The 15,569-nt window shown below is 49.6% G+C and carries 11 protein-coding genes; 10 read left to right on the top strand and 1 reads right to left on the bottom strand.

From position 1 onward, the window contains the following. Nucleotides 1-95: 95 nt before the first annotated feature. On the bottom strand, nucleotides 96-1,031 hold the full coding sequence (gene puuE, locus B4E62_RS04905) for an allantoinase PuuE (RefSeq protein WP_331351296.1): 936 nt from the start codon (nucleotides 1,029-1,031) through the stop codon (nucleotides 96-98). A 315-nt stretch (nucleotides 1,032-1,346) separates the two neighbouring features. Between puuE and B4E62_RS04900 the strand changes: the two genes are divergently transcribed. The 10 genes from B4E62_RS04900 to B4E62_RS04855 all read left to right on the top strand — a co-directional run bounded on the left by B4E62_RS04900 (nucleotide 1,347) and on the right by B4E62_RS04855 (nucleotide 15,554). Beyond that, on the top strand, nucleotides 1,347-2,846 hold the full coding sequence (locus B4E62_RS04900) for an adenosine deaminase (RefSeq protein WP_331351295.1): 1,500 nt from the start codon (nucleotides 1,347-1,349) through the stop codon (nucleotides 2,844-2,846). A 285-nt stretch (nucleotides 2,847-3,131) separates the two neighbouring features. Beyond that, complete coding sequence (locus tag B4E62_RS04895) at nucleotides 3,132-5,597, top strand: TonB-dependent siderophore receptor (protein WP_331351294.1); 2,466 nt, start codon at nucleotides 3,132-3,134, stop codon at nucleotides 5,595-5,597. 87 nt (nucleotides 5,598-5,684) lie between these two features. Further along, nucleotides 5,685-6,611 carry a hypothetical protein gene (locus B4E62_RS04890; RefSeq protein WP_331351293.1) on the top strand — a complete coding sequence of 309 codons (927 nt, stop codon included), beginning with the start codon at nucleotides 5,685-5,687 and terminating at the stop codon, nucleotides 6,609-6,611. Between the two features lie 226 nt (nucleotides 6,612-6,837). After that, the gene (locus B4E62_RS04885; protein ID WP_374725275.1) at nucleotides 6,838-7,896 is read left to right on the top strand and encodes a purine nucleoside permease; all 1,059 of its coding nucleotides are present in this window, start codon (nucleotides 6,838-6,840) and stop codon (nucleotides 7,894-7,896) included. 241 nt (nucleotides 7,897-8,137) lie between these two features. Next, entirely contained in the window at nucleotides 8,138-9,316 is a 1,179-nt protein-coding gene (locus B4E62_RS04880) for an amidase (protein WP_331351292.1), read from the top strand. Then, the gene (locus tag B4E62_RS04875; RefSeq protein ID WP_331351291.1) at nucleotides 9,313-10,905 is read left to right on the top strand and encodes a gamma-glutamyltransferase family protein; all 1,593 of its coding nucleotides are present in this window, start codon (nucleotides 9,313-9,315) and stop codon (nucleotides 10,903-10,905) included. The genes B4E62_RS04880 and B4E62_RS04875 overlap by 4 nt, the downstream gene beginning before the upstream one ends. Continuing rightward, nucleotides 10,905-11,726, top strand: coding sequence for a sulfite exporter TauE/SafE family protein (locus B4E62_RS04870; protein WP_310072988.1), 822 nt, complete (start codon nucleotides 10,905-10,907; stop codon nucleotides 11,724-11,726). The genes B4E62_RS04875 and B4E62_RS04870 overlap by 1 nt, the downstream gene beginning before the upstream one ends. Nucleotides 11,727-11,794: 68 nt before the next feature. After that, on the top strand, nucleotides 11,795-13,051 hold the full coding sequence (locus B4E62_RS04865) for an alanine--glyoxylate aminotransferase family protein (protein ID WP_331351290.1): 1,257 nt from the start codon (nucleotides 11,795-11,797) through the stop codon (nucleotides 13,049-13,051). 28 nt (nucleotides 13,052-13,079) lie between these two features. Beyond that, the gene (locus tag B4E62_RS04860; RefSeq protein ID WP_331351289.1) at nucleotides 13,080-14,147 is read left to right on the top strand and encodes an adenosine deaminase; all 1,068 of its coding nucleotides are present in this window, start codon (nucleotides 13,080-13,082) and stop codon (nucleotides 14,145-14,147) included. Nucleotides 14,148-14,318: 171 nt separating this feature from the next. After that, the gene (locus tag B4E62_RS04855; RefSeq protein ID WP_331351288.1) at nucleotides 14,319-15,554 is read left to right on the top strand and encodes an allantoate amidohydrolase; all 1,236 of its coding nucleotides are present in this window, start codon (nucleotides 14,319-14,321) and stop codon (nucleotides 15,552-15,554) included. Nucleotides 15,555-15,569 lie beyond the last annotated feature (15 nt).

The following is a 15,569-nucleotide window of genomic DNA, read 5'->3' as shown; positions in this document are numbered from 1 at the left end:
TGTTCGTAATTGTTTGTCTTTGTTAAGCGTTGAGTGCCCTTGTGTACCATTTTTATATAAAGATAATTAATCAGTAAGCAGAATTATTTTCTGCATCAAGAGGGTGAATGGTGCTCGTGCCAATGCTGCGCAATTGCATCGCGGCGGCATACCCATACATCATTGTGCCGCAAAATATATTGGATAAATCGTTCCAGCGCTTGAATGCGCCCCGGTCTGCCGATAATGCGGCAGTGCAAACCTATGTTCAGCATCTTGGGCGCAAATTCACCTTCGGCATAGAGCGTATCAAAACTGTCTTTGAGATAGGTAAAAAATTGGTCGCCACAATTAAATCCCTGCGCCGCCGCAAAACGCATATCGTTGCTGTCGAGCGTGTAGGGAATAATTAAATGTGGTTTGCCGTTATTGATATGCGTATATTCCTGCGTCCAGTAAGGTAAATCGTCGGCGTAAGAATCCGAGTCATATAAAAATCCACCTTGCTCGATGACCAATTTGCGCGTGTTAGGACTGTCGCGGCCGGTGTACCAACCCAGTGGGCGCGAGCCGGTAACGCGCGTGTGTATGTTAATCGCGGTGCGAATATGCTCGCGCTCAATTTCCTCTGGCATAAATTGGTGGTCGATCCAGCGGTACCCATGGCTGGCAATTTCCCAGCCGGATTCAAGCATTGCTTCGACTGCATCCGGGTTGCGTTCCAGTGCCATAGCGACACCGTAGATGGTTACCGGCAACTGATATTTGTTGAACAATCGATGCAAGCGCCAAAAGCCCGCGCGACTGCCGTATTCGTAAAGCGATTCCATGCTCATATGGCGCGCTTCAAAAGCGCGTGCGCCGATAATTTCAGACAAAAAAGTTTCCGATGCTGCATCGCCATGCAACACGCAATTTTCTGCACCTTCTTCGTAATTAATCACAAACTGCACGGCAATTCGCGCGCTGCCCGGCCAATTGGCTTTGGGGGGATTGCTGCCGTAGCCGAGCAGGTCGCGTGGATAGGATGCTGGGTTGTTGTTATCGCTCATGTGCTTTACCGCTAATAAAAGTGTGCTTAACAAAACTTTAATAAATACCGGGGTTTCGTCAAAGCATCATCAAATTCTGTGCCATCGTTCAAGGTTAGGGTTTTCCCGCGAATCGTCTTAAAACCCGCAATATTACTGGGCAAAAAAGCCCGGCTTGCACCAGATTAAAACAAATCCCGTCCATTTGGACAGGATATTGCCAAGGCTATTCCGCAGCTGGCGCGGAATCGCACCTACTGGTATCACAATTGCATTAGCCCCTCCGCCTTGCTCCTCCCTCGTAAACAACTTCCTGGATTTTCAGAGACTCTGCTTATGTTATTGCCCAGTATTCAGACCCTTATCCGCGCAGGGCGCGGTGCCACAAGTACTGTTTTAGTCGCCGCCAGCTGCCTGCTGGCTACATTGAGTCTAGCTGCTTCTGCCGCAAGCCCGGCAATAGGTTCTGCGACCAGCAGCGATTGGTTCGAAAAATTCAAAGCCACTGCCAGCGATGAAGATTTGTACCGCTTTTTATATGCGATGCCTAAAGGCGGTGATTTGCACAACCATATCAGCGGCTCGGTCATGTCCGGTTGGTGGTATGAGGTTGCACTCGCGCAAAAAGAATATGGCTATAGGTTTTACACCAAAGTGCGCATTAATAATTGCCGCGATTTCGCCGACAACAATTTCGGTTATCGCCCTTATTTGATGTTGTTCAACAATGTTATGGAATCTACCTATAACCAATTGCCCGAGTGTGAAAAAGCAGAATACAAACGCTTGGAAGACCTGGACGAAAAAGAAAAAGCGGGTTGGGTCAATAGCGTAACCCTGAGCCATGACCATGAAGGGCGCGATGAATTTTTCCAAACTCATTGGCAGCGTTTGGATCAATTGCTCTACAGTCCGTATCTGATTGCAGAAATCCTCTATAAAAATATGGAGGCCTTTGGCGATGAAGGTTTGATCTATTTAGAGACCATGTTGGAGGCGGGCGGTTACTTTAAACCCGATGGTAGCCCGATCAGTGAGGACGAAGCAGTCGCTATATTTCGCAAACGGCTTGCACAGGCTGATGCAAAAAAAACCGGCGTTACTGTGCGCTTTCAGGATTCAATCTTACGTTTCGTTCCCAGTGCGGAAGCACAACTGCGCGCATCTTACGCCATAGTCTCACGCCATCGCGATTTGTATGTGGCGGTGAATATGGTAGGGCGTGAGGATAACGATAAAGGTTATCCGCTGCGTTTTACCCAAACCCTGCGCGAGCTGCGCCACAAATATAACAACGTGCGACTGTCGGTGCATGCTGGCGAAGTAGACGAACCCAATTCCCATATCCGCGATACTTTAATGCTCGGTGCAGATCGCATTGGCCACGGTGTGAATTTAATTAGCGATCCGGAATTGCTGCGCGAAATGCGCCACGGCCCCTATCTGGTGGAAATCAATTTAATTTCCAATTTGTTGCTCGAATATGTCAGCGATTATGCGCAGCATCCCTTCCCGGAATATTTACGTTTGGGAATCCCAGTTGCGCTCTCAACGGATGATCGCGGCATGTGGGATTCCAATATCACTGACGAATTTTTTGTTGCAGTAAAAGAATTTAATTTGTCTTGGGATGAATTGTTGCTGCTCAGTCGCAACTCGCTGCAATACAGTTTTGTGGAGGAGGATGTAAAAGCCCAGCTGTTAAAAACCTACAACGCGCGCGTTGATACTTTTCAAAAATCGTTTGCGAAAAATGGTGTTAGCAGTTTGAAAAATACCAAGCCTATTTCTTACGGCTTTACCTGCAAGCGTTATTCCCTCTGTAATTTCAACTAGGTAATCGGGGTGCAACATATTGGTTCAAGTGAGCGTGCATGGCGCATTATTTTGCATCAATACCCCTGTGCCCCGATCTACTCCAAGCGCCTTTTTGAGAGTGTAATTTTTCAATATATAAACGATTGAACTGTATTTTGTATTAGTTAAATAATTGAAAAATAAGGAAATTAATATGTATTTTTTAAAGAGTTAACCATTTAGACAGGAAATGGCACAGCGCTTGCAATTTCTCGCACAGCTTTCCTGATACATATTATTAGACACCCTTGGAGTGCACTTGCTATGACCATACACAAATGTTTTACCCGCAATAAACTCGCGTTACTTATCAGCATGGGTTGTGTTGTTGCAGCGCCAGCGTGGTCAGCTGAAGAGGTGGCGGCGCAAGCTGTTGCACCCATAGCTGCAGCAGGTGCGGTGGAAGAAACCCTGGTGATCGGTGACACCATGGGCTTGATGACCAAACAAGGTAAATCTGCTTTTGGTTTTAACAAGACCATTGTAGAAACCCCGCGTAGTTTGACTACAGTGAGCGCCGACATGATGGAGGCCTACAACATCAGCGATATTGATGATCTGGTGTTGGTTTCTCCTGGTGCTTTCACTCAATCGTTTTTTGGTGTTGCTGGTTCTTTAGATGTGCGCGGAACTCCGGGCGAAGTGTATTTTCGCGGTATGCGCCGCGTAAACAACCCTGGCAACTATCCAACGCCTATTGGTGCGTCTGATCGTATTGATATCGTACGCGGCCCTGCATCTCCCATATTCGGTCCATCAAAAATCGGTGGTTACCTCAACTTTGAACCCAAGTCTGCTCGCGCTGAATCAGGTCAATATCTCGATAAGCCAGAAGGTCAATTCTCGGTAACGCGCGGTAGTTGGGATAAGAATATTGTGACTGCAGAAGTTGGTGGCCCAGCATCTGTAGGAGAAAAAGATTTGGGCTATTACGTTTACGCTGAAACGGAAAACTCCGGCAGTTATTACGAAAATTCAGGTACTGACCAGAATGTTTTGCAGGCTGCGTTTAATATGGAGCTGTCTCCTTCTACCCGTATTGAATTCGGTGGGATGTATCACGAATTTGATGGCAATCAGGTGGCGGGTTGGAACCGCGTAACTCAAGATCTGATTGACCATGGTACTTACATTACAGGGTCACCTACCTCAGTTGATACCGACGGCGATGGTTTTAATTCACCGGATGAATACACGGCTTGGAAAGGTACTTTTGTCAAAGGCAATTTCTTTATGCCTGGAGTCCCTTTTACTGTGGCGCTAGACGAGGCTACCGATGCCCAGATGGATCCTGCTTGGGCGCTGCAAAATGTTGGTACGGCGAAATTGGATGGCAGTCAAACATTAGTAGCACCGGATGACAAGCTTGTGACCACTGTAGGCACGCTTTTCTTCGATACAATTCACGAAGCCTCAGACGCACTCACCATCACCAATAAATTCTTCTATGAAGAATTAGAGAATATTAACGAAAATGCCTACGGCTTTTCGCAATTTGTTGATACCTATGTGGTTGAAGATCAAGTGGTGTTTGCATTCTATATGGATCATACGGATTGGCTAAAAGCCAGCTACCAAGTATCGCCCAGTATTCGCTACACCGATTTCAAACAAGGCGATGATTTTGATTTCGAATACTTTGATCGTCGCGATTTAACGGGTACATCAACTGGTCTGGATCGCAAACTGTTAGCAACTCGCACTGATTCGGATTATGCCAATTATGTAGTGGGTGATTTTACTGATTACGGTTTTGCGATTTTGGCGGATTACACTATTGCCGAAAATCTGGGCGTCTTGCTGGGTGGACGCTATGATCTGATCGATATGACGTCAACACGTGTTGGTTCAAAGTTGTATGTACCCACTGCTGACTTTACTGCGGAAGACTCTGTTGATGGTGGTTCATGGACAATGAGCGTGTCCTACCAGCTACCCTATGGTTTTATTCCTTACGCCACTCGTTCAACGCAATCCACAATCGTAATGGGGCAGGGTTCAGAAATTTCTCCCGGTTTGATCGAAAATGCTGACGGTACTAAGGCGGGTAATGCGCTTGCGGATTCGACGCTGAAAGAGGTTGGTGTAAAGGGTAATTTCTTCGATGATCGCTTGTATGTTTCTGCTGCTTACTTTGATCAAACCCGTACCAATTTTAGTGCGCAGGATTTGGTGAGTAACAATACAACACAGAGTGAGGGTTATGAGCTGGAAGCACGCTTGTTAATCACCGAAGATTTCACCATCACTACAGCCTTAACGCATTTGGAAATTACTAACCTGACAGCGTTGGATGGTGGCAGCCAATTTGGTTTTGCAGGTGCCGGTGATTTGGTAAATGTTACTGACCCGTCATTGTTTTACGGCTATGTCATGCAGGGTTTAACACCCGTTAGCAGCGAAGAAGATGCTAAAAAATCGGGTATTCCAGAAAACATGATGAGTGTGACTGGTGCTTACAATTTTGGCGATGGTTACAGCTTTACCGCTAGTGCGGTGCACGCTGATTCAACTTACTCTGGTTTCTCCCGTGCTATTAAATTGCCGTCTTACACCTTATTTAACGCTGGCATTTCCTACAGTACCGATGCCTGGTCTGTGAGTTTGCAAGGCAAAAACCTGACGAACGAACGCTACTTCCGTGCAAACTTCCCGGATCTTTTTGGTAGCACCATTGTGTTGCCAGAATTGCCGCGTAGTTTTGTCGGTAAGGTGACCTTTAAGTTCTAAGTTAGTATTTGACTTATCACGTAGGTGTTGCGCGCAGGCCATTGTTAATTGCAGTGGCCCGCGCTTACAAAACGACAGGGCTATCCAATGTTTATTCACGCACTAAAAAATATCACTACTGTAGTTTTATTTTGCTCATTGTTTTTACCTGTTGCCGCTGGTGCAGCACAAATTCCTGAAGGAACGCCCAAAGCGCGTATTGCCGTATTGGGTGGGACTTTTTTAAATGACATTCTTTTTTCCAGCAAACTGATCAAAAAAGAATTCACCATCGAAACCAAGCTGGGCACCTCACCTAAAATTTATTACGCCGAATATGAAGGTATCCCGTTTTATTACGTGCATGCCCACGGCGAGGGTAAGTGGTTGGAGACTTGGGTAGCGCTCTATGATTTAGGTGTGGAAGAAGCGATCGGTGGTGCGACTGCCGGTGGCATCAACCCCAATATGGGCGTTTATGATTATGTGATCCCCGATGACTTTATAGATATGAATGTGGATCGCGCGCTCGGGTTCCCGCCAGAAATTTATCGCGACCCCAACGCCATTCCGCTGCCGCGTTTTACACCGGCGATGGACACGGATATTCGCAACATCCTGCTCGCTGAAACCAAAAAAGCCTTTAGCAGTAACAGTGATTTTAAAAAGCATAAAGTGCACGACGGCGGTGTGATTGTGCAGGCGCGCGGTGGCCGGTTTGAATCAGTGGCAGAAATTAAAGCCTTTGCCCAGTGGGGCGGCGATGTGGTGACCATGAATGTGCCGAGCGAAATTGTTTATGCGCGTCAGCTGGGAATCAATTACGCAGCGATTATTGTGATTTCCAATCCGGCTGAAGGTGTGGGCAAATGGGATTTTTCGCTGATGGAAGAATTGTATCCGCGCGTTAATCCACTTAGTTTGGAGATAGTGTTAGCATCGCTTAAACCAATTGCGGCGCTGCAAGGTAAACCGCGCGTGTCCAATGGATTGATTAACCATCCCGAGATGACCTCCAAAAAGAAAGAGAAATAATTGCCGCGCGCAAGGGAATCTCTGAAAGATACACTTTTCGTCATACCCGCGAACGCAGGTATCCATAGCAATCAAAATAGTGGACTCCTGCGTTCGCAGGAGTGGCGAATAATTCAGAGCTTTTCTCGTTATTGTTAACTGAATTTATGACAGGATTTTTCCAATGCAAAAATGTAAACCGGGTTTATTGTCTGTTGCGCTGCTCTCGTTAATGTCGGCAGGTTTAATGACGGGTTGTGAAAAGCCTGCGACTGAAGTGGCTGCTACGCCAGCAGCGAGTGTGCAAGCACCGGCGCCAATTAAAGTGAAATTTGTTGTTGTTACCATGTTTGAAATTGGTGAAGACTCGGGTGATAAAGCCGGTGAATTCCAATTGTGGAAAGAGCGCCAAAAACTCGATACTAAATTTGAATTTCCCAATTCTTATCACGATATTTATATGAATATGGAAACCGGTGTAATGGGCATTGTGACCGGTATCGGCACTGCACATTCCACAGCGGCGACTATGGCGCTGGGCATGGACCCGCGTTTTGATTTTTCTGATGCCTATTGGTTGGTGGCAGGTATTGCGGGTATCGACCCGGAAGATGCGTCCATCGGCTCGGCCGCATGGGCAGAATATTTGGTTGACGGCGACCTCGCGCATGAAATTGATGCGCGTGAAATTCCCGCGGATTGGGAGACAGGTTATTTTGCGCGTTATACATCCAAGCCCTACGACCCGAAAAAACCGGCTCCCACCGGTGAAATGTTGCGCGTGAATCCTGATTTGACCGAGTGGGCATTTCAATTAACGAAAGATATTCAACTGCCCGATATTGAAAGCCTTGAAGCTACGCGCAAACTTTATGTAAATCACCCGAATGCGCAACGCAAACCTTTTGTGTTGAAAGGTGACCAGCTCGCGGCTATGACGTTTTGGCACGGCGAAATCATGAATACCTGGGCGAACAAATGGACGGATTACTGGACTGAAGGCAAAGGTGAGTTCGTGACTTCAGCGATGGAAGATACAGGTACTTATTTGTCGCTTACTTATTTGCACAATATCGGCAAAGTGGATAAAAACCGCGTGCTGGTGTTGCGCACTGGCAGCAATTACACCATGCCACCACCGGGTGTTACCGCAGCAGAAAACCTCCTCGCTGAAAATGAAGGCTATGCTGGATTAGATGCTTCGTTAGAATCGGCTTACATTGTCGGTACGGCGGTGATGGATAAAATTCTCGGCAATTGGGACGTTTACAAAGATAAGGTTCCGGTGCCGGCGGATTTGAAATAGTTGGTTTATTCAGTGCGCGGTCTTGGAGGGATTTCGGTGTTCTCTCTGAGACCGTCTGAGACATGGGTGAGGCAAGCGTTAGCAAAGCATGCTTTGCGCGCAGCCGAACGACAAGAACGTTAGTTCTTGGCCGGTTCACTCGTGATCGAAGATGAGCCTACATGGATGATTCACGGCGAGTCTCAGAGAGAATGCCGGAAGCCCTGACGCTCAGGTGATTTGCTTTCTTAAGGTTTTACACATGTCGCTCGATCAACGCGTCTTCGCATGGCGCGGTCACTATCCTAATCCCCGCGCAGGCTCTGGCAGCCTTGCTGGTTTGCGGCTGGGAGTTAAGGATTTGTTCCATATCGCCGGATTACCCACAGCCGCAGGAAATCCTGACTGGCTGGCCAGTCACGCAATACCGGAACACACATCGCCGGTAGTAACGCAATTGCTCAGCGCCGGTGCTGAACTGATCGGCAAAACCCAAACCGATGAACTCGCCTACAGTCTTAATGGATTGAATATCCACTACGGCGCGCCGATTAATCCGCGTAGCCCCGAGCGTTTGCCCGGTGGTTCATCAAGTGGTTCCGCCGTTGCGGTTGCGGCGGGCGATATCGATATAGGTTTAGGTACCGATACCGGCGGCTCCATCCGTGTGCCCGCCAGCTACAACGGTTTGTTCGGGATTCGCACCAGTCACGGCTTGATTAGTAGCGAACACATGGTGCCGCTCGCACCGCTGTTCGATACCGTCGGCTGGCTCACGCGCGATGCCAGGACACTCGCGCAAGTCGGCGAGGTATTGCTGCCCGATAATCTGCCGCGCCAGTTTGAACGCAGCTCATTGCGCATCGCCGTATTGTTGCCATTACAAAACGGTGCGCTTTGGACCCCCTCTCATCAAACCTGGCTTAAAGGTCAGTCAATACTGCAAGGCTTTAAACCAATAGTGATTAATAGCGACTGGCTTATCCGTGCCAGCCAATGCTTCCGTATGCTACAAGGCCGGGCGATTTGGCAAACCCATGGTGAGTGGATCAGTCAAAACCAGCCGACATTTGCACCGGATATCCACGCCCGTTTCCAATGGTGTGCAACGCTTACCGATGCTGATCAGTCTGCCGCTGAAATTGAGCGCGCCAGTTTGCAAGCCGACATCGACAGTTGGTTTACCGATGTCGATTTAATCCTGCTGCCTACCACACCGGGCGCAGCACCTTTGTTGGGTGCTGATGCCAGTTGGATGGATACTTATCGCAGCCAGTTAATGGGGCTGACTGCACCTGCGGGGCTAGCGGGATTACCGCAAGTGCATCTACCGGTGCTGAATGATCAAGGAGCACCTTGTGGTGTCTCGCTGCTCGGCAAACGCGGCAGTGATAAAGCACTACTGCAACTGGCAATCGATTTATGTGGTACTCACTCATGACGCAACATGCCATCGCCTTCAGTGCTCCGCACGCCCAAGCCGCTGAAATCGGGCTGGATGTGTTGCGTGAAGGTGGCAGTGCGGTAGATGCAATGATCGCCGCCGCCGCCGCCATCACCGTACTTTATCCGCACATGAACAGTCTGGCGGGCGATGGCTTCTGGTTGATCCATAAACCCGGTGAAGCGCCGCGTGCGATAGATGCCTGCGGCTGCGCAGCGGAATTGGCGAGTATCGATTGGTATGGCGACAAAGGCTTGCAGCAAATCCCCAGTCGTGGCGCACTCGCGACTGTCACTATGGGCGGCACGCTCGCCGGTTGGCAAAAGGCGCGCGCTATAGCCGCCGAATCATCTGCCCAATTTTCTTTAAGCCGTTTGTTAGCGCCCGCGATTGCGCTTGCTAGCCAAGGCATTAAAGTCACTCACAGCCTTGCAGCAGCGAGCCGCAAAGTGCAGGTGGAGTTGGCCGAGCAGGCGGAATACCAGCGCGTATTTATGCCCAATGGCCGCCCGCTGATCGAAGGCGAAATGCTCACCAATCACGATTTGGCGACCACGCTCACCTGGTTGGTGAATCACGGATTGGAATCGGCTTACAGCGGCGAATTTGCAGAATACATCGCCACACAAATTGAACAACTCGGCAGTCCGTTGCGGCTATCGGATTTGCAAAATTACCGTGCACAAGAGGTAAAACCGCTCTCGGTGCAAACCCGTTTTGGCCAATGTTTTAACTTGCCTGCGCCGACGCAAGGCGTTGCCTCGCTACTGATTTTGGCGATTTATGATCGTCTGTTTAAACCCGAATGGGATGAGGCCGCGCGCGCTCACGGTTTGATTGAAGCTACCAAGCTCGCGTTTATTGTGCGCGACCGCGAAGTTGCCGACCCTCGCAGGTTGAGCGAGCGCTGGGATGATTTGTTGAATGATGAACATATCGACCAACTCGCCGCCGTCATCAACGAGCGAGCCTTGCCCTGGCCGCAAATCGCTGAACCGGGCGATACCGTGTGGATGGGCTGCGTGGATAACACTGGCACTATGGTCAGTTTTATCCAAAGTATTTATTGGGAATTTGGTTCGGGCGTAGTGATCCCTGGCACCGGATTGGTGTGGAATAATCGCGGCGTGGGTTTTAGTTTGGAGCGCAATCATCGCAATGCGCTAGCGCCCGGCTATAAACCTTTTCACACCCTCAACCCCGCCTTTGCACTCTTGAATGATGGCCGCCGTATCAGTTACGGCACCATGGGCGGTGAAGGCCAACCGCAAACACAAGCAGCATTATTGAGCCGCTATCTGTACGATGCGCGCTCGCTCGATGAGGCGATCAGTCGCGGCCGCTGGCTGCTCGGTCGCACCTGGGGCGATAACAATCACGATTTAAAAATGGAGCAGGATTTGGTTGATCTACTTGGAAATAATTTGCGCGCGCGCGATCACGCAATTAAAGCGGTTCCAGCACGCAGCGAAATCATGGGCCATGCCGGAGCAGTTGTGAGTTTTGGCGATGGCAGTGCCATTGCCGCGAGCGATCCGCGCAGCGACGGAGCAGGCATCGCATCCGTAATGACGGAGCGCGCGTAATGAGTGATTTTTTAAGCCAGTGGTTGCCTACCATGATCGCGATGGTGCTGACCGGCGCCTTCGCAGGAATCCTTGCCGGTTTGCTCGGCGTGGGCGGCGGCATTGTAATCGTGCCGGTATTATTTTTTGTGCTGCAACATTTTGGTATCAGCGCAGCGACGGCGATGTTAGTCGCCACCGCGACGTCTTTGTTGGTCATTGTGCCCACCAGCATTTCTTCTGTGCGCGCACATCACAAACGCGGCAATGTCGATTGGGCACTGCTCAAACGCTGGTGGCCTTTTATGGTGGTGGGCGTAATTGCAGGCAGTGCTTTAGCGTTGAAAGTAAAAGGCGAAGTGACCAGCGCCGTGTTTGGTGTAGTCGCATTACTCGTTGCCGCCAATATGTTATTCCGCGCAAAAGCCGCGCCCATAGCGCAACAATTACCGGGCATGGCGGGGCAGGGGCTAATGGCGGGCACCATCGGATTTTTTTCAGTGATGATGGGCGTTGGTGGTGGCACTATCGGCGTACCTTTACTCAACGCATGCAATTATCCGCCGCATCGCGCAGTGGGCACCGCATCCTGTTTTGGTTTATTAATTTCCATTCCCGGCGCGGCCGCGATGTTGCTAGCCGAGACTCCTGCAGATGCACCACAAGGCATGATCGGTATGGTGAATTTGCCCGGATTTTTATTGATTGTGCCGCTCACGGTGTTGCTCGCACCTGTGGGTGCCTGGATTGGATCTAAACTTGAACCTGTAATGTTAAAACGCGTGTTCGCGATTTTTTTATGTATCAGCGGTGGGCGTATGTTGATGCAGGTATTTGCGTAGCAATAAAAATTCTGCATGAGTTATGCGTGTTTTGTTTGCCGTTATTAGTAGTTGTTAGGAGCCGTTAAATGACAGATCAGTACAGCGTCAATCCAGCGCTACTGCGCCCCTTCTCACCACCGCCGCGTTTATTAATGGGGCCGGGTCCCATCACGGTTGATCCGCGTGTATTGCGCGCAATGTCTGCACAACTGGTCGGCCAATATGATCCGGCCATGACGCAGTGCATGAATGAAACCATGGCTTTGTATCGCGGCGTATTCAAAACCAAAAACCAATGGACATTATTGGTCGATGGCACTTCGCGCGCGGGTATCGAAGCCGTATTAATATCGCTGATCGAACCGGGCGATAAAATTTTAGTTCCGGTATTTGGTCGCTTTGGTCATCTGCTGTGTGAAATCGCTGAACGTTGCGGCGCCGAGGTACACAAAATTCACAAAGAGTGGGGCGAAGTATTTACGCCCGACGAAATCGAAACTGCGATTAAACAGGTGCAGCCCAAAGTGCTTGCGATAGTGCAGGGCGATACTTCCACCACCATGCTGCAACCGCTCGGTCACCTCGGCGACATTTGCGCGCGCCACGGCGTTTTATTTTATTCCGACGGAACCGCCTCCATCGGTGGCAATCCGTTTGAAACTGACAAATGGCAATTGGATGCCGTCTCTGTTGGTTTGCAAAAATGTTTATGCGGCCCTTCAGGGAGTGCGCCAATTACACTTAGCGAAAAAGCGGTTGCTACTATTCGCAAGCGCCGTCATATCGAAGCCGGTATTCGCACCGACAATCATGTCGCCGGTAGTGGTCGTCGCATCGCTTCCAATTATTTTGATTTAGGCATGATCATGGATTACTGGGGCGAAGAGCGCCTCAATCACCACACCGAAGCCACTACCATGCTCTACGGCGCCCGTGAATGCGCACGCATCTTGTTGGAAGAGGGCGTTGAAAATGCCATCGAGCGTCACCGTATTCACGGCAATGCGATGGCACAGGGTTTGGCGGCGATGAATCTGAAATTATTCGGCGATCAATCCAACAAAATGCACAACGTCGTCGGTGTATATATCCCTGAGGGTGTTGCCGGTGAAGCAGTGCGCAGCAGTATGCTCAACGATTTTGGAATTGAAATCGGCACCTCCTTCGGTCCTTTGCACGGAAAAATTTGGCGCATCGGCACTATGGGCTACAACGCGCGCAAAGATGCAGTCTTGCAAACGCTTGCGGCCTTAGAGGCAGTATTGCGCCGCGCCGGACATTCGCAAACGGCAAATGCGGGTGTGGATACTGCCATGAACATCTACACTCAAGAAGGCTATTAATATTCATGAAGGTAAAGGAGCAGCGCTTATGATTCCTTCTGTAATTCCCGCCGATTTCTCCGGCGTGCCGAAATTAACTGAACTCGCCTCTCGCGAATTTCTAGCGGGTCTACCCAAAGCGGAATTGCATATGCACCTCGACGGCGCCTTATCGCCCGCAATGATGTTTGCCCTCGGTCAGCGCAATCAGGTCAGTCTGCCCTACAGTAGCGTAGAAGAAATAGAAGCCGCGTATCAATTTACCAATCTGCAAAGTTTTTTGGATTTGTTGTACCAAGGCGCATCGGTACTAAAACACGAGCAGGATTTTTACGACCTTACACGCGATTATTTTCTTAAATGCAAAGCCGATAATGTGTTGCACACCGAATTATCCTTTGACCCGCAGAGTCACACCGAGCGCGGCATTCCTTTCGCAACCGTGATCGGTGGAATTTTGCGCGCGATGGATGATGCGAAAAAAGACTGGGGCATCAGCTCAAAATTAGTGATGGATTTTCTGCGGCATTTGAGCGCAGACAGCGCGATGAAAACGCTGGAAGAATCCCTACCTTGGAAAGATAAAATTATCGCCGTAGGTTTGGACAGCTCTGAACTCGGCCATCCTCCGAGCAAATTCACTGAAGTCTTCGCCCGCGCCCGCGCTGAAGGCTATCGCATAGTCGCCCACGCAGGTGAAGAAGGCCCGCCGAGTTATATTTGGGAAGCGATTGATTTATTAAAAGTCGAACGCATCGACCACGGCGTGCGCTCCGATGAAGATCCCAAGTTGATGGAATATCTGCGCGAAACCCAAATCCCACTCACTGTGTGCCCGCTCTCCAATGTGCGCTTATGTGTGTTCGACAAAATGGCCGATCACAATTTATTTGCGTTAATGGATGCGGGTTTGCGGGTAATGATCAACTCAGATGACCCTACGTATTTTGGTGGTTATCTCAATGACAATTATTTTGCATTGGCCGACGCGTTTCCGGTGACGCGCGAACAGGCATTATTATTAGCGCATAATAGTTTTACGTCGAGTTTTATTAGCGATGCTGAAAAGCAAGAATTTATCGATCAGCTAAAAAATTATGCCAAAAACTTTCACTAAGGAATCTCTGAAAAAAATACGTTCGTCATACCCGCGAAGGCGGGTATCCAGTTTTAGAGTAAGACCTATGGATACCCGCGTTCGCGGGTATGACGAAAAAATATTTACCGGCAAGTCTCAGAGTACATAACGCCAGCCGCAGCACCACCCATTCAGGCCGAGAGAAAAAACTTGAACGCAATCACCACCGAAGCGCTAGCAAAAAAAGTTATGAATTGGTGCGATCAGCTCGCCGCCATCAGCTCGAACCCTGAAAACATCAGCCGCTTTTATTTAACGCCCGAACATAAGCGTTGCAACACATTAGTCGCCCAGTGGATGCAAGAAGCCGGAATGGAAACCTGGGTCGATGCAGCGGGCAATCTCTGCGGCCGTTACGATGCCCAAGACGCCTGCGCCAAAACATTAATACTCGCCTCGCATCTTGATTCCATCCCCAATGCCGGCGCTTACGACGGCATTCTCGGCGTACTAATTGCGATTGCCGTAGTTGAACAACTTTATCAAAACAATATTACATTGCCCTACGCGATAGACACTATCGGCTTCGGCGATGAAGAAGGCACACGTTTTGGTAGCACACTCTTAGGCAGCCGCGCCGTCGCCGGAACCTGGAATCCCGCTTGGTGGAAATTAAAAGATCGCGCCGGAATCAGTTTGCAAAAAGCCTTTATCGATTTCGGTTTGCAGCCGGAAAATATTCACAGCGCTGCACGCAATCCCGACGATCTGCTTGCCTACCTTGAAGTCCATATCGAACAAGGCCCGGTATTAGAGGATGAAAATCTCGCACTCGGCATCGTCACCGCTATCGCCGGTGCGCGCCGCTTCGCTATCGAAATCCAAGGCTATGCCGGACACGCTGGCACAGTACCCATGCCCATGCGCAAAGACGCACTCGTCGGCGCCGCACTCGGTATTGTGCTCGTAGAAGATGTTGCCAAAGAATTCAATGTTGTCGCCACCGTCGGAAAAATTGAATGCGGCCCCGGTGCCGTCAATGTCATTCCAGGTCACGCCAAATTCACGATTGATATTCGCTCAGGCGACGATCAACTGCGCGATCAGGCGCTCGCGAAAATTCAGCACGAATTGGATTTGATTTGTATTGAGCGAAATCTCACCGCTAGCTGGAATGAGATTCACAACGCGCCTGCCGTCGTCTGCGCTGATTGGATGCAATCACTGCAAGCATCAGTCTTGTGCGATATGAATTTAAATCCCTATAAGTTAATGAGCGGCGCCGGTCACGATGCCATGGCGATGGCCGATATTTGCGATGTCGCTATGTATTTTGTGCGCTGCAAAGGCGGCGTGAGTCACCACCCCGATGAGTCGGTGACGGTGGAAGACGTCGCTTTGGCAATTGAAGCGCTCGGTAATACCTTAAAAAAATTGGCTCAATAATTGTTGTTCGATGTA

Origin of the sequence: Cellvibrio sp. UBA7671, assembly GCA_002483145.1 — a bacterium.
Lineage (GTDB): Bacteria > Pseudomonadota > Gammaproteobacteria > Pseudomonadales > Cellvibrionaceae > Cellvibrio > Cellvibrio fibrivorans.
Note: the sequence above shows the minus strand (reverse complement) of the source record. Positions and strands in the feature narration are given on the sequence as shown.

Coding starts and splice junctions, on each gene's coding strand:
- B4E62_RS04865 (WP_331351290.1), top strand. CDS start 11,795: ATGACAGATCAGTACAGCGTCAATCCAGCGCTACTGCGCCCCTTCTCA.
- B4E62_RS04880 (WP_331351292.1), top strand. CDS start 8,138: ATGTCGCTCGATCAACGCGTCTTCGCATGGCGCGGTCACTATCCTAAT.
- B4E62_RS04890 (WP_331351293.1), top strand. CDS start 5,685: ATGTTTATTCACGCACTAAAAAATATCACTACTGTAGTTTTATTTTGC.
- B4E62_RS04870 (WP_310072988.1), top strand. CDS start 10,905: ATGAGTGATTTTTTAAGCCAGTGGTTGCCTACCATGATCGCGATGGTG.
- B4E62_RS04895 (WP_331351294.1), top strand. CDS start 3,132: ATGACCATACACAAATGTTTTACCCGCAATAAACTCGCGTTACTTATC.
- B4E62_RS04885 (WP_374725275.1), top strand. CDS start 6,838: ATGACGGGTTGTGAAAAGCCTGCGACTGAAGTGGCTGCTACGCCAGCA.
- B4E62_RS04900 (WP_331351295.1), top strand. CDS start 1,347: ATGTTATTGCCCAGTATTCAGACCCTTATCCGCGCAGGGCGCGGTGCC.
- puuE (WP_331351296.1), bottom strand. CDS start 1,031: ATGAGCGATAACAACAACCCAGCATCCTATCCACGCGACCTGCTCGGC.
- B4E62_RS04875 (WP_331351291.1), top strand. CDS start 9,313: ATGACGCAACATGCCATCGCCTTCAGTGCTCCGCACGCCCAAGCCGCT.
- B4E62_RS04860 (WP_331351289.1), top strand. CDS start 13,080: ATGATTCCTTCTGTAATTCCCGCCGATTTCTCCGGCGTGCCGAAATTA.